The sequence below is a fragment of the Micromonospora sp. WMMA1923 genome, assembly GCF_049179195.1.
GTDB classification, from domain to species: Bacteria; Actinomycetota; Actinomycetes; order Mycobacteriales; family Micromonosporaceae; genus Micromonospora; species Micromonospora yangpuensis.
This window is the reverse complement of sequence record NZ_JBMHLZ010000001.1, coordinates 4,865,104-4,878,847: the sequence shown is the minus strand read 5'-3', so window position 1 is coordinate 4,878,847 and position 13,744 is coordinate 4,865,104. Positions and strand designations below refer to the sequence as shown.

11 protein-coding genes are annotated in these 13,744 nt (G+C 72.1%); 7 read left to right on the top strand and 4 right to left on the bottom strand.

What is annotated here, in order from left to right; genetic code table 11:
* Positions 1 to 265 precede the first annotated feature (265 nt).
* Positions 266 to 1,297, top strand: coding sequence for an ABC transporter substrate-binding protein (locus ACN28G_RS22015; protein ID WP_091443916.1), 1,032 nt, complete (start codon positions 266 to 268; stop codon positions 1,295 to 1,297).
* 98 nt (positions 1,298 to 1,395) lie between these two features.
* Positions 1,396 to 2,256, top strand: a complete 861-nt coding sequence (locus ACN28G_RS22010) for an ABC transporter permease (protein ID WP_421480246.1) — start codon at positions 1,396 to 1,398, stop codon at positions 2,254 to 2,256.
* Positions 2,257 to 2,351: 95 nt separating this feature from the next.
* Here the strand turns inward: ACN28G_RS22010 and ACN28G_RS22005 are convergent, their stop codons facing one another.
* On the bottom strand, positions 2,352 to 3,536 hold the full coding sequence (locus tag ACN28G_RS22005; RefSeq protein ID WP_091443910.1) for an ABC transporter substrate-binding protein: 1,185 nt from the start codon (positions 3,534 to 3,536) through the stop codon (positions 2,352 to 2,354).
* Positions 3,537 to 3,985: 449 nt separating this feature from the next.
* Between ACN28G_RS22005 and ACN28G_RS22000 the strand changes: the two genes are divergently transcribed.
* The 5 genes from ACN28G_RS22000 to ACN28G_RS21980 all read left to right on the top strand — a co-directional run bounded on the left by ACN28G_RS22000 (position 3,986) and on the right by ACN28G_RS21980 (position 9,767).
* Positions 3,986 to 7,060: a nitrate- and nitrite sensing domain-containing protein gene (locus tag ACN28G_RS22000; protein WP_421480245.1), complete on the top strand. Its 3,075-nt coding sequence runs from the start codon at positions 3,986 to 3,988 to the stop codon at positions 7,058 to 7,060.
* Positions 7,057 to 7,464, top strand: a complete 408-nt coding sequence (locus tag ACN28G_RS21995) for a roadblock/LC7 domain-containing protein (RefSeq protein ID WP_007465177.1) — start codon at positions 7,057 to 7,059, stop codon at positions 7,462 to 7,464. The genes ACN28G_RS22000 and ACN28G_RS21995 overlap by 4 nt, the downstream gene beginning before the upstream one ends.
* Before the next feature lie 96 nt (positions 7,465 to 7,560).
* Positions 7,561 to 7,926 (top strand): DUF742 domain-containing protein, encoded by a 366-nt coding sequence (locus ACN28G_RS21990; protein WP_091443903.1) that lies wholly within the window; start codon positions 7,561 to 7,563, stop codon positions 7,924 to 7,926.
* Entirely contained in the window at positions 7,907 to 8,530 is a 624-nt protein-coding gene (locus ACN28G_RS21985; protein ID WP_091443900.1) for a GTP-binding protein, read from the top strand. The genes ACN28G_RS21990 and ACN28G_RS21985 overlap by 20 nt, the downstream gene beginning before the upstream one ends.
* Before the next feature lie 274 nt (positions 8,531 to 8,804).
* On the top strand, positions 8,805 to 9,767 hold the full coding sequence (locus ACN28G_RS21980) for a ferritin family protein (protein ID WP_421480244.1): 963 nt from the start codon (positions 8,805 to 8,807) through the stop codon (positions 9,765 to 9,767).
* On the opposite strand, the gene ACN28G_RS21975 is transcribed toward ACN28G_RS21980, so the two are convergent.
* From ACN28G_RS21975 to nirB, 3 genes are read right to left on the bottom strand one after another with little or no spacing between them, the layout of a single operon-like run.
* The gene (locus ACN28G_RS21975; protein WP_421480243.1) at positions 9,746 to 10,834 is read right to left on the bottom strand and encodes a uroporphyrinogen-III synthase; all 1,089 of its coding nucleotides are present in this window, start codon (positions 10,832 to 10,834) and stop codon (positions 9,746 to 9,748) included. The genes ACN28G_RS21980 and ACN28G_RS21975 overlap by 22 nt on opposite strands.
* Positions 10,834 to 11,181, bottom strand: coding sequence for a nitrite reductase small subunit NirD (gene nirD / locus ACN28G_RS21970; RefSeq protein ID WP_091443893.1), 348 nt, complete (start codon positions 11,179 to 11,181; stop codon positions 10,834 to 10,836). Before nirD ends, ACN28G_RS21975 begins: the two co-directional genes overlap by 1 nt.
* A complete protein-coding gene (nirB, locus tag ACN28G_RS21965) occupies positions 11,178 to 13,709 on the bottom strand; it encodes a nitrite reductase large subunit NirB (protein WP_421480242.1) in 2,532 nt (843 codons plus the stop codon). The genes nirD and nirB overlap by 4 nt, the downstream gene beginning before the upstream one ends.
* Positions 13,710 to 13,744: the final 35 nt, after the last annotated feature.

Below are 13,744 nucleotides of genomic sequence, written 5' to 3'. Positions count from 1 at the left end.
CCAGCCTCCTTGAGCTGCGATGTTCTCAGGTCCGGCCAGGGTAGCGAGGCGAGTTGGATCAGAACAGTCCGGGGTGGACTCCGGTAAGTTTTTCGTTTCGCAACGTGATGTGACTGGTGACCGTGAGGTGGGAGTCTCGTACGCTGTGCCCGCGAAAGCGTCCCCCTCTATCGCCGGCCTCGATCTCCCCCTGGGTCGACCCGGCGTGGCTCGACGACCCTCCCAGGTGGACAACCCGCCTGGTGGGAAAGGACATGGTGCACTGATGAGAAGGCTGACCCGTACGGTCGCCGCCACTGCGCTGGCTACCACCCTCGCCCTGGTGACCGCGTGCAGCGGTGGCTCGGACGGTTCCGGAGAGGCGCAGGGTGCTGACGGCCAGTCACTAGAGAAGGTGACCTATCTCACCTCGTTCGGAAACTTCGGCCGGGACTCCTACGCCTGGGTGGCGAAGGAGAAGGGTTTCTTCAAGGATGCCGGCTTCGACGTCGACATCCAGGCCGGTCAGGGCACCGGTGGCGTGATCCAGACCGTCGTCGCCGGCAAGGCCGACTTCGGCCCGATCGACCTGACCGGTGGTCTGCTGCAGGTCGGCAACGGCCTGGCCAAGGACTTCGTCGCGGTGGCCGCGATCCAGCAGCGCACCATGGCCGGCATCGCCACGGTCGAGGGCAACGGCATCGCCTCCCCGAAGGACCTGGAGGGCAAGAAGCTCGCCGACACCCCCGGCTCGGTGGTCCGCAACCTCTTCCCGACCTACGCCCGGCTGGCCGGCGTCGACGTCACCAAGGTGCAGTGGGTGAACGGTGACGCGCAGACCCTGATGGGCACCCTGGCCTCGGGTGGCGTGGACGGGATCGGCCAGTTCGTCGTCGGTCAGCCGACCATCGAGACGGTCACCAAGAAGAAGGCAGTCATGTTGCCGTACAGCAACGTGATGCAGGACCTCTACGGCAACGTGCTGATCACCTCCAGCAAGATCGCCAAGGAGGACCCGGAGAAGGTCAAGCGGTTCACCGGCGCGCTGCTCAAGGGCCTGGAGTACGCCCTGGCCAACCCGCAGGAGGCCGGCGAGATCCTGAAGAAGAACGTCGAGGCCAGCGTGCCCGCCGCGGCCGCCGCCGAGCTGCAGCTGATGGCCGGGTACGTCCGGTCGAGCAACTCCGGCACCGCGCTCGGCACCCTGGACAACGGCCGGGTGGCCAAGAGCATCGCCATCCTGCAGGGCGCCGGTCAGTTGAAGCAGAACATCACCCCGGACCAGATCATCGACTTCAGCCTCGCGCCGAAGGCCTGATCAGAGTCCGTCACACGGGGGTACGCCCCGCCGGTGTCCCCGGCGGCGCGTACCCCCCTGCCGTGCCGGCCGTCGGGCCGGAGGTTGAGGAGTGCAAGATGACCGACGTCCGGTCCCCGGCGGTGGCCACACCGCCGGGGACAGCACAGATCCCGGGCCCCGAGGGACGGGCGGCACGAGGTGGTGCGGTGCTCCGCGCCGGCACCTCGGCGACGTTGCTGCCGGTGGCCGGCCTGCTGATCGCCTTCGGCCTGTGGTGGCTGGTCTCCCGCCTGGAACTGGTCCACCCGGCCGCGCTGCCCACCCCGGGATCGGTGCTGGCCGCGTTCGTCGAGAAGCCGGCGCAGATGCTGGAGCACACCGGTACCACCACAATGGAGATCCTGATCGGCTTCGCGCTCTCGGCGGCGGCCGGGATCCTGATCGGACTGTCCCTGGCCGCGTCCCGGACCGTGGAGCGGATGTTCACCCCGCTGCTGGTCGCGGTCAACGCAGTGCCCAAGATCACCCTCGGGCCGCTGCTGGTGGTGGCGCTCGGCTGGGGGCAGCGGCCCATCCTGACGATGGTGTTCCTGCTCTGTTTCTTTCCGATCGTGCTCGCCACCGCCACCGGCCTGACCACCACCCCGGCCGACCTGGCGGAGCTGGTGCGGTCCTGGAACGCCTCCTGGTGGCAGGCCTTCCGCAAGGTGCGGTTCCCGGCCGCGCTGCCGCAGATCTTCGTCGGGCTCAAGGTCGCCATGCCGCTGGCCGCGATCGGAGCGGTGATCGGCGAGTTCCAGGCCGGCGAGGGCGGGCTCGGCTATGTGATCCAGCAGTACGCCGGCATCGGCGACACCGCCACCGCCTGGGCGGCCATCATGCTGGTGGCCCTGGTGAGCATCGTGCTCTACTCGGCGCTGGTCGTCGTCGAACGGCTCGCCCTGCCGTGGGTGCGCGAGACCACCTCGAACCGCTGACCGGGCGGCCGTCCACCGGTGCCAGGTGAGAACCCTACGGCTGGCCGGCCTCCGCGGACGGAGGCCGGCCAGCCGGGTGCCGTACGGCGTGCGGGTCAGCCGGCCAGTCGCCAACGGCCGCCCCGGGCGACCAGCGTGGTGAGGGCCTGGGGCATCAGCCCGGAGTGGTTGTCAGGCGTCATCCGGATCGGGCCGGAGAGCCCGTCCAGCTGCGAGGTCTCCAGCACGTCGCGGATGCCGTCCCGGTCCACCCGGCCGGGCGTCCCGGCCGGTCGCCGCAGCTCGGCGTTCACGATGAGCTGCACCGCGTCGGCGGCGAACGAGGAGAAGCCGTGGTATCCGCCGAACCGGGCCGTGTAGTCCTGGAACCACTGCCGACGGGCGGCCTTGGCCGGGGTGGTGGCGATCACGTCGTCGATCGCCATCGTCTGGCTGAAGACCAGCGTGGACCGGGCGCTGGCCTGCGTCGAGGTGCCGAGGAAGAGGTCGCCACCGGCCACCACGTCGAAGTAGAGGTTGCCCTGGAACTCGGCCTGCTGGGCGCTGTTGGTGACCAGCGTCGCCTGCTCGGGCGTGGTCCAGACGACCAGGGCGTCGATGTTGCCGAAGGTCAGCTGCCGGACCGGCTCGTTCAGGTCGGTCGCGGTGGTCGGCACCGCGGACCGCCGTACCAACCGGATGTCGGCCTTGTCGAGTTCGCTGCGGAGCGCGGTCAGCCCCTCCCGGCCGTAGTTGTCGTCGCTGTGCAGCAGCGCCACCCGGCGGATGCCCGACCTACCCAGCTCGTCGACGAGCACGGCGGCGCTGTCCGCCGCGTTCGGCGCCAGCTTGAACATGTACCGGCGTTCGGCCACCGGGTTGGTGACCTCGCTGGACGCGGCGAGGGCGATGGTGGGGATCCGGCCGTCGCCGACGGCCCGGACCGCGCCGACCGCGCACTCGTTGCAGCCGCCCATGATGATGGCGCTGACCTTGCCGTCCTTGCTGAAGTCGGTGATGTTGCGCAGCGACTCGGCGGCATCGGAGCGGTTGTCCTTCACCCGCAGGTCGATCTGCCGGCCGCCCAGCGCGCCAGAGGCGTTGAGCTGCTCGACCTTCAGCTCCAGGGCGCGCTGGTACGCCTTGCCGACCGGGGCGGCGGCACCGGAGATCTCCAGGTCCGCGGCGATGACGATCGGAGAAGTGTCCTGCTCCGCGGCGCCGAACTGGCAGCCGGTGAGCGTGGTGGCCAGGACGGCCGATGCGAGCGCCGCGATGGTCGCGGAGCGGATGGGGCTCAACTCAGTCCTCCAGGGTGCGGCGCGGGCCGAGGCCCGGTCACCGCCGGTTCTGCCGTCCTCGGTGGAGGATCGGGGATCATGTGCCGTACGGTGTGCGCGAAGCCTGCAAAACCTTGCCAATGCCGGGCCCTGTGGTCAAGCGCGGGTACCAGGCGGCGTTTCGGGATGACCGTCCCACATACTGGGGTAATCGAGCGTTCACAAACGCTCACTTTGCAGATTCATCCGACCACTCTGGATCATATGCCCTGCTCAGGGGCGGTAGAGAATTGGCGGTATCAGGTGATCGGTGCGTACGTCGGGTCGTGCCCGACCCTCCTGTCTCTCATCCCGGCTTTCCAAACCGGATCTTCTCTGATGAAATCGCGGCCGTGCCGCGCGCGGCGCTGTCCGCTGCACCAGGCACGGGTCGGCGGGTCAGGCGTGGAAGAAACGACGGAGGCGATGTCGTGAGCACCGGACCTACGACCCTGCCCGAGAGCGGCGAGGCCAGCAAGGGCGGGTTGCGGAGTCGGCTACCCCGGCTGCGGGACGCCCGGATCCGGTCGAAGCTGGCACTGATCCTGGTCGTTCCGGTGGCCGCGGTGATCGCACTGGCCACCATCCGGCTCATCTCGACCGGCGAGGGCGCCGTCGAGGCCAACCGCATCGAGTCGCTCACCGCGCTCTCCGTCGACGTCTCGGCCCTGGCCCAGGACATGCACCGGGAGCGGATGGCGGCCTCGGCGTTCCTGGCCCGGCCGGGCCAGTCGCCCGACGAGTACAACCTGCGGGTACGCCGTACCGACCAGCGGATCACCGAGTACCGCGACGAGCGGAGCCGGATCGGCGACGTACCGGATGCGGTGCGCGACCGGCTCGACACCATCGACAGTCACCTGGACACGCTGAGCAGCACCCGGCAGGAGGTGCTGGCCCAGCGGCAGCTGCCGGTGGCCGCGGCGGCACTGCGCTACGGCGTGATCTACGCCGACCTGGTCTCGTACGGTCAGACGCTGGCCCAGCTGCCCGGCGAGGAGCGGCTCGCGGACAGCCGTCGCGCGGTGGCCGCCTTCAGCCGGGCCAAGGGCGCCGTCGCCGAGGAGGAGTCGGTCGCGTTCACCGCGTTGGTCGGCGGCCGCCTGGACGAGGAGCAGTTCTCCTCCTTCGTCGCCACCCTCACCGGCCAGCAGGAAGCCCTGCTCGCCTTCTCGCTCGCCGCCGACCCCGCCCAGCGCGCCCTGGTGGAGAGCTCGGTCTCCGGTGACGCGGTGGTGCTCGCCGACGGGGTCGCCTCCGACATCAGCCGCTCGGTCGGGCAGCGCCCGCTGGTCTCGGCCGCCGACGCGGCCAACGCCATCGGTGCCGTCAACGACCTGATGCGCTGGGCCGAGGTACGGCTGCAGGAAGACCTCCTCGCCGACGCCGCACAGGTCCGCTCGGACGTGATCCGGCAGGCCATCGTCGAGTCGGTGCTGGTGCTGCTCACGCTGATCATCGCCGTCAGCCTGGCCGTGGTGCTCGCCCGCTCGCTCAACCAGTCGCTGCGCCGACTGCGCGAGGGCGCCCTCTCGGTGGCCAACCACGACCTGCCGGAGGCGGTCGCCCGGCTGCAGAACATCAACAACGTGGGCGACGGCGGTGTGGAGGAGATCGTCCGGCAGGTCCGGGACCCGATCAAGCTGAACAACCGCGACGAGGTCGGGCAGGTCGCGCTGGCCTTCAACGTGGTGCACCAGGAGGCGGTCCGGGTCGCGGCCGAGCAGGCCGCGCTGCGGACCAGCGTCTCGGCGATGTTCCTCAACCTGGCCCGGCGCTCGCAGACCCTGGTCGACCGGATGATCGGTGAGCTGGACGCCATCGAGCGTTCCGAGGAGGACCCGAAGCGGTTGGCCCGGCTCTTCGAGCTGGACCACCTGGCCACCCGGATGCGCCGCAACGACGAGAACCTGCTGGTGCTGGCCGGTGCCGACTCCGCCGTGCCGCGTCGCGACGACGCGCTCCTGGTCGACGTGCTGCGCGCCGCCCAGTCCGAGGTGGAGCAGTACAACCGGATCGAGTTCGGCACCGTCGACACCGACGTCTCGGTCGCCGCGCACGCGGTGAACGACGTGGTGCGGCTCGTGGCCGAGCTGCTCGACAACGCCACCCGGTTCTCCGCGCCGAACACCACGGTGGTGGCCGACGGTCGCCGGATCCGCGACTACGTCCTGATCCAGATCGAGGACCGGGGGCTCGGCCTCAGCGACGACCAGTTGGACTCGCTCAACAAGCGGCTGGCCGCGCCGCCCACGGTGGATGTCGCCGCGTTCCGGCTGATGGGTCTGGCCGTGGTGAGCCGGCTCGCCTCGCGGTACGCCATCCGGGTCGAACTGCGGCGCAACGTCGAGGGCGGCACGGTGGCCCAGGTGACGCTGCCGGCGGCGACCGTGGTGCTGCCCAACGTCCGGGGCCGCGACCAGGTAGGCGGCCGGCCACGCCAGCCGATGATCGAGCAGAGCCCGCTGAACCCGGTGAGCCTCGGCGACTCGCTCGCCGGTGCCGGTCGGACCTCGGCGGCCACCCTGCCCGACCAGTGGCGGACCAGCACCCCCACGCCTACCTGGCAGACTCCTACCCAGGCGCGCGACTCGGCACCGCCGGTGCAGGCCGCTGGCCGGTCGCTGACGACCCCGCCGGTCGCACCGGAGCCGACGCGGTCCGCCCCCGCCGAGCCGGCGTTCCCCGGCACCAACGGGGTGTCGGTGGGTTCGCCGACGGTCGCGTACCCCACGATCGATCCGCTGCCCCGGCGCGGCTCGACCGGTGAGCCGCCCCGGCCCGCCGCGCCGGCGTTGCCGCTGGGTCCGACCGCCGGGTTGCCGGCCGCGCCGCCGGCCCCGGCCGCGCCGGTGTCCAACGCGATGCCCGCCGCACCGGTCATCGGCCGGCGGGACCAGCCCGCCGAGGCACCGATCTTCCGGGAGATGGAGGCGGTCTGGTTCCGTTCCCACGGCAACGACGAGACGGCCATCTTCACCCGACCCCGCTTCGACCAGCCGCCGGGCGCCGGTGCCCGACCGGCCGCCACCCCCGCCCCGGCCGCCCCGGTCCGGCCGCCGTTGCCGACCCGGACCCCGGGCGCGGTCGAGACGCCGCCGGCGCAGAGCGCACCGCCGACGTACACGCCGCCCCCGGCGGCAACGGCCCCTCCGGTGTCGGCGCCCCCCGTCGTACCGGCTGCGGCCACGCCGCCGCCGGCCCCGCCCGCGGCGGCACCGATCGAGCCGGAGGCCTGGCGGACCGCGGCCGACGACGGCTGGTCCCGGGCCAGCCGGGCGGCCGAGCCGGCCCCCTCCGGAACCACCCGGTCCGGTCTGCCGAAGCGGGTACCGCAGGCCCAGCTCGTTCCCGGTGGGATCGAGCCCAAGAGCGGGCGGGACCGGAGCCGGCGTACGCCGGACGAAGTACGCGGTCTGCTCTCCGCCTACCATCGGGGCGTCCAACGTGGACGTACCGCCGGGGCCGACCAGGACAGCACCTCGACCAAGGAGACGAGCCGATGAACAGGCCAGCGGCTATGCAGGACATGGGTTGGCTCCTGACCAACTTCGCCGACAGCGTGGCGGGTATCGCCCACGTGGTGGCGGTGTCGGCGGACGGGCTGCTGCTCGCCTCCTCGCGGGACCTGCCGGGCGACCGGGCGGACCAGCTCGCGGCGATCACCTCCGGCGTGGTCAGCCTGACCGAGGGGGCCGCGCGGATGTTCAGCGCCGGCGGGGTGCTGCAGACCGTGATCGAGATGGACAGTGGATACCTGTTCCTGATGTCGATCAGTGACGGCTCGTCGATGGCCGTGCTCGCCGCGCGCAGTTGCGACGTCGGTCAGGTGGGCTACGAAATGGCACTGCTTGTGGAACGGGTCGGTGCGGCACTGGTGCCGCTGCCCCGGGATGCTGTTCGATCATGAGGCGGTGGGCCGGGGCACCCGGCGGCACGGGTGCCCCCGCCCACGCGTAGGTGAACCGGCACCATCCGGTGTCGGACGAGAGGAGGTGATCGCGGAGTGGACCAACGGCGCGCGGACCCGAGGGGTGCGCTGGTAAGGCCGTACGCGGTCACCCGTGGCCGTACCGAGCCTCGCCAGGACATCGCGCTCGAAGCGGTGCTCACGGCAAGTCCCACCGCGGTCGCCGAGTCGCGGTTCGCCGGACACGACAAGCACCGGATCGCCTCGGTTTGTGAGGGGCGGGCGCAGTCGTTGGCGGAGATCGCCGCGTACACCCGGATGCCGCTGGGCGTCGCCCGGGTGCTGGTCGCCGACATGGTGGCCGAGGGTCTGCTGACGCTACACACTGCCGCTCCCGCCGACGGGTTCGAGGAGCGAATGGAAATCCTTGGAAGGGTGCTAAGTGGACTTCGCAGGCTATGACCCCGCCGGGGCCCGCCAGAACCGGGGAATCGTCTCGGCGAAGATCGTGGTCGCGGGTGGCTTCGGCGTGGGCAAGACGACCCTGGTCGGTGCGATCTCGGAGATCACTCCGCTGACCACCGAGGCGGTGATGACCGCGGCCGGCGTCGGTATCGACGACCCGTCCAAGGTGCCGGGCAAGGAGACCACCACGGTCGCCATGGACTTCGGCCGGATCACCATGGCCCAGGACCTGATCCTCTATCTGTTCGGTACCCCCGGCCAGACCCGGTTCTGGTTCATGTGGGACGAGATCATCCGGGGCGCGGTGGGTGCCGCCGTCCTGGTGGACACCCGGCGGATCACCGACGCCTTCGCGCCGCTCGACTACTTCGAGAACCGGAAGCTGCCGTACGTGGTGGCGCTCAACCACTTCGACGGCGCGTCGCAGTACGAGCTGGAGGAGGTCCGGGAGTCGCTGGCCATCTCGCCGGACGTGCCGCTGGTCTGGACCGACGCCCGCGACCGGGAGTCGGTCAAGCAGGTGCTGGTGACCGTGGTGGAACACGCCATGATGCGCCTGGAGGCCGAGCACGGCCGAGGCTTCCCCGCCCCGGTCGGCTGAACCCGGGTACTCCCGCAGCCCCTGTCGGCCTCGGCCGGCAGGGGCTGCGCCCGTTCCCCGGGTCGTCGGCCGTGGACCGGACCCGCGAATTCCCATTTGTCGTTTCCGGCGGGTGTGCCGCGTGTGCTCCGCCGCCCGCACGCTGTGGCCGTCGACCGGCCGTATCCCTGCTGACCAGGGAAGACTTACGATTCCGGCTACGTGACTCTGCGTGATCGTTTGATCGCGTGAACCGTTGGAGGAATCCATGCGAATGGTCAAGGGTGTCTGTGCCATGGCTGCCGGACTGACGGTCCTCGCCGGCCCACAGGTCGCGTACGCGGCCGACGTCAGCCCGGATACCCGGGCGAACACGCTGACGGCGATGCACGGGGAGGCGTTCGCCCACGCCTCGTACCTGGCGTACGCGCAGGAGGCGGAGCGGACCGGGGAGCCCGAGGTCGCCGCGTTGTTCCGGGCCACCGCCGCGACCGAACTCGACGACCACTTCACCGCCGAGGCCGAGCTGATCGGCTTCGTCGGCAGCGACGTCGAGAATCTGGAGGAGTCGATCGCCGGCGAGGAGTTCGAGGCGACCGTCTCCTACCCGGACTTCGCCGCGCAGGCCCGCCGGGACGGCTGCGCGCCGGCGGTGGCCCTCTTCACCGAACTGGCCGGGGACGAGGCGGCGCACGCCGGGCGGTTCCGCACCGCGCTGGAGGCGATCACCGACCCCGGGTCCGGGGCGGAGATCCCGACGGGCGAGGTGGTCGAGCCGGTCCCGATCCGGGCGGTGCAGCCGCAGTGCTCGGGCCAGACCCGGGAGAACCTGTACGAGACGCTGCGCGGTGAGGCGTTCGCGTACGCGAAGTACACGCTCTACGCCCGTGCCGCCGGGGTGCCCCGGTTGGCCGAACTCTGGACCAACACCGCCAACCAGGAGCTGGGTGAGCACTTCGCCGAGACGGCCAACCTGTACGGCCTGGTCCGCACGAACACCGACAACCTGCGGCACTCGATCGACGGTGAGGTGTACGAGGCGACCGTGATGTACCCGTCGTTCGCCCGGCACGCCGCCGCGGCCGGTGACGCCGAGGCGGCGGCGCTGTTCCGGGAGATCTCCTTCGACGAGGCCGACCACGCCTCGGCGTTCCTGCGTGCCCTGGTCGGGCTGGTCGTCCCCGGCGGTGGTGAGGACCAGGTGCGCCCGGTCGCCCGGCCGGCCGGTGACCGGGCTCAGTCGACGCGCAGCCGGTAGCCGCGTTTGACCACGGTCTGCACGACCCGGGGGGCGTGCAGACCGGCGCGCAGCCGGGCCACCGCCATCTCCACCGCGTGCTCGTCCGCGCCGCGCGGCAGGGTGCGCAGCAGGGCGGTACGCGACAGCACCCGGCCGGGGGAGCGGGCCAGCTCCCGCAGCACCGCCATCGGTGCCGGGGCGAGCTGGCGCAGTTCCCCGTCGACCACGGCGGCGTGCCCACGCAGGGTGATCAGGTGCCCGGCCGCCTTCAGGGTGGTGGTGCGCCGGGGCAGCTCGTCGACGATGGTGCGGACCAGTGCGCCGAGCCGGGCCCGGCCCGGCGCACTGACCGGCACCCCGTGTCTGCGCAGCGGCTCGGCGGTGACCGCGCCGACGCAGGCGGCCAGGACGTCCTCGCGCAGCGCCGCCAGCACCGCGTCGGTACGGTCGCCGGCGGCCCGCAGCAGCGCCTCCGCCGCCGGTGCCGAGGTGAAGGTGACCGCGTCGACGAGCCGGCCGGCGACCAGGTCGATCAGCCGGTGCAGTGGGGCCGGGTCGGTGGGCGGCGCCCAGCGGTAGACCGGCACCTCGATGACGGTCGCGCCGGCGGCCTCCAGCGCCATGGTGCACTCCGGCTGCCGGTCCCCGTGCAACTGCATCGCGACGACCTGCCCGGCCACCCCCCGCCGGGTCAGGTGGTCGACGACCTCGTCGCAGCTCTCCGAGGCCGGCGACCACTGGTCGTGCAGGCCGGCGGCCCGGATCGCACCGCGGGCCTTCGGACCCCGGGCCACCAGGTACGCGTCGGTCAGCACCGAGCGCAGCGGCTCGGCCAGGCCCCAGCCCTCGGCCGCCTCCAACCAGCCGCGCATGCCGATGCCGGTGTTGGCCATCACGATGTCCGGTGGCCGGTCCAGGCAGGCCCGGGTCGCCTCGCGCAGCTCGGTGTCGTCGGTGAGCGGCACGATCCGCAGCGCCGGGGCGAGCACCACCCGCGCCCCACGCCGTTGCAGCAGCGCGGCGAGTTCGTCGCGCCGCCGGTCGGCGGTCACCCCGATGGTGAAGCCGGCCAGTTCCTCGCGCATCATTCCTCCTGTCGCAGCCGCACCTCGACCAGGCCGTCCCGGCACCGCGCCTCGTGCCGGGGCACGCGCACCCCGGGCAGGTCGAGGCAGTCGCCGGTACGCAGGTCGTACACCTGCTTGTGCAGGGGTGAGGCCAGCGTCGGCGTGCCGCCGCGGCTGCCCACGATGCCCCGGCTGAGCACGTACGCGCCGCTCACCGGGTCCCGGTTGTCCAGCGCGAACAGCTCGTCGGCGGTCCGGAAGAGCGCCACCTGCACCCCGTCGACCAGTGCGGCGACGCCCCGGTCCGGCTCCAGCTGGTCCAGCCGGCAGACCACGGTCCAGGTCAGTACGGTCGCCCGGCTCACCGCCGTACCTCCGGCATGCCCAAGGTGACCGGCTGCCGGCGGCCACCGGCGGTGGCCGGCTCCGGCGCGGCGCGGCCCGGCACCGGTTGACCCCGCACGGTCTCGAAGCGGATCGACGGGTCGGGGACCTCCGGGGCGTTGACGAAGGAGGTGAAGCGGCGCAGCCGTTCCGGGTCGGCGAGGGTGTCCCGCCACTCGTCGGAGTAGGACCCGACGTGCCGGGCCATCGCGGCGTCGAGGTCGGCGCAGAGCCCGAGGGAGTCGTCCACGATCACCGCGCGCAGGTGCGCCAGCCCGCCGTCCAGCGCCTCGATCCAGGCCGCGGTGCGTTGCAGCCGGTCGGCGGTGCGGATGTAGTACATCAGGAACCGGTCGATGGTGCGGACCAGCTCCTCGGTGGAGAGGTCGGTGGCGAACAGGTCGGCGTGCCGGGGCCGGAAGCCGCCGTTGCCGCCGAGGTAGAGGTTCCAGCCGGTCTCGGTGGCGATGACGCCGAAGTCCTTGCTGCGCGCCTCGGCGCACTCCCGGGCACAACCGGAGACCGCCGACTTGAGCTTGTGCGGGGCGCGCAGCCCCCGGTAGCGCAGCTCCAGCGCGACGGCCAGGCCCACCGAGTCCTGCACCCCGTACCGGCACCAGGTATCGCCGACGCAGGACTTCACCGTGCGCAGCGCCTTGCCGTAGGCGTGGCCGGACTCGAAACCGGCCTCGACCAGCCGCCGCCAGATCTGCGGCAACTGCTCCACCCGGGCCCCGAACAGGTCGATCCGCTGCCCACCGGTGATCTTGGTGTACAGCTGGAAGTCCCGGGCCACCTCGCCGATGACGATCAGCTTCTCCGGGGAGATCTCCCCGCCGGGGATCCGGGGCACCACCGAGTAGCTGCCGTCGCGTTGCAGGTTGGCCAGGAAGTGGTCGTTGGTGTCCTGCAGGGAGGCCTGCTCGCCGTCGAGGACGTACCCGTTGCCCAGCGAGGCGAGGATCGAGGCGACCACCGGCTTGCAGATGTCGCAGCCCCGGCCCCGGCCGTGCTCGGCGATCAGCTGGGAGAAGGTCCGCACGCCCCGGACCCGGACGATGTCGAACAGCTCCTGCCGGCTGGCGTCGAAGTGCTCACAGAGCGCCCGGGACTGCGCCACGCCGGCGGCGTCCAGCAACTGCTTGAGCATCGGTACGCAGGAACCACAGCTCGTCCCGGCCCGGGTGCACGCCTTCAACGCCGGCACGTCGGCGCAGCCGCCGGCGATCGCCGCGTCGACGTCGTCGCGGGTCACCGCGTTGCACGAGCAGACCTGGGCGGTGCCGGGCAGCGTCGCCGCGCCCGCGCCGCCGCCGTCGGCCGGGGCCAGCAACGCCAGCGGGGGACCGGGCAGCGGCCCACCGACGCTGGCCCGCAACGTCGGATAGGCGCTCGCGTCCCCGACCAGCACCCCACCGAGCAGCGTCCGCGCGTCGTCGGAGAGGACCAGCTTCGCGTACGACCGGCTGGCCGGATCGGTGTAGGTGACGTCCAGACAGCCCTCGGTGCGCCCGTGGGCGTCGCCGAAGGACGCCACGTCCACCCCGAGCAGCTTCAACTTCGCCGCGCTGTCCGCCCCGGCGAAGGTGGCCGCCCCGCCGAGCAGCCGGTCGGCGACCACCTCGGCCATCGCGTACCCGGGGGCGACCAGGCCGTGGCAGGTGCCGTCCACCGCCGCGCACTCGCCGACCGCCCAGATCCGCTCGTCGGCGCTGCGGCAGGTGGCGTCGACCAGGACCCCGCCGCGCGGGCCGAGTTCCAGCCCGGTGGCGCGGGCCAGCTCGTCGCGGGGGCGGATGCCGGCGGCGACCACCACCAGGTCGGCGTCGACCACGCTGCCGTCGGAGAGGTCGAGGGCGGCGACGGTGCCGTCCGCGCCGGGGCGCAGCGCCGTGGTGGCCACCCCCAGGTGGGTCCGCACCCCCAGCTCCTCGACGTACCGGCGCAGCATCGCCCCACCGGCCTCGTCGACCTGCACCGGCATCAGCCGGGGCGCGAACTCGATCACGTGGGTGGTCAGGCCGAGCAGGCGCAACGCGTTCGCCGCCTCCAGCCCGAGCAGCCCACCGCCGATCACCGCCCCGGTCCGCCGACCGGCGGCGTGCGCCCGGATCGCGGCCAGGTCGTCCAGGGTGCGGTAGACGAAGACCCCCGGCAGATCGGTGCCCGGCACCGGCGGCACGAACGGGTACGAGCCGGTGGCCAGCACCAACGCGTCGTACGGGTACGCGCCGGCCGCCGTGGTGACCACCCGCTGGTCCCGGTAGATCCCGGTGACCGGCTCGCCGAGCCGCAGGTCCACGCCGTCGTCGGCGGTGTACAGGTTGAGCTGCTCCGCGTCGACCCCGTCGAACCACGCCGACAGCCGCACCCGGTCGTACGCCGGTCGGATCTCCTCGGCGAGCACCGTCACCTGCCAACGCCCCTGCGGGTCGCGGGCCCGCAACGCCTCGACGAAGCGTTGCCCGACCATGCCGTTGCCGACGACGACCAGTCTGTCGCCACTCACCATCCCTGCACCTCCACTGGGTCGGGCTGTCACCT

Bases quoted from the DNA above. Each gene is read 5' to 3' on its own strand.
- ACN28G_RS22015 (WP_091443916.1), top strand. From the start codon at position 266: ATGAGAAGGCTGACCCGTACGGTCGCCGCCACTGCGCTGGCTACCACC.
- ACN28G_RS22010 (WP_421480246.1), top strand. From the start codon at position 1,396: ATGACCGACGTCCGGTCCCCGGCGGTGGCCACACCGCCGGGGACAGCA.
- ACN28G_RS21995 (WP_007465177.1), top strand. From the start codon at position 7,057: ATGAACAGGCCAGCGGCTATGCAGGACATGGGTTGGCTCCTGACCAAC.
- ACN28G_RS21980 (WP_421480244.1), top strand. From the start codon at position 8,805: ATGGCTGCCGGACTGACGGTCCTCGCCGGCCCACAGGTCGCGTACGCG.
- ACN28G_RS21975 (WP_421480243.1), bottom strand. From the start codon at position 10,834: ATGCGCGAGGAACTGGCCGGCTTCACCATCGGGGTGACCGCCGACCGG.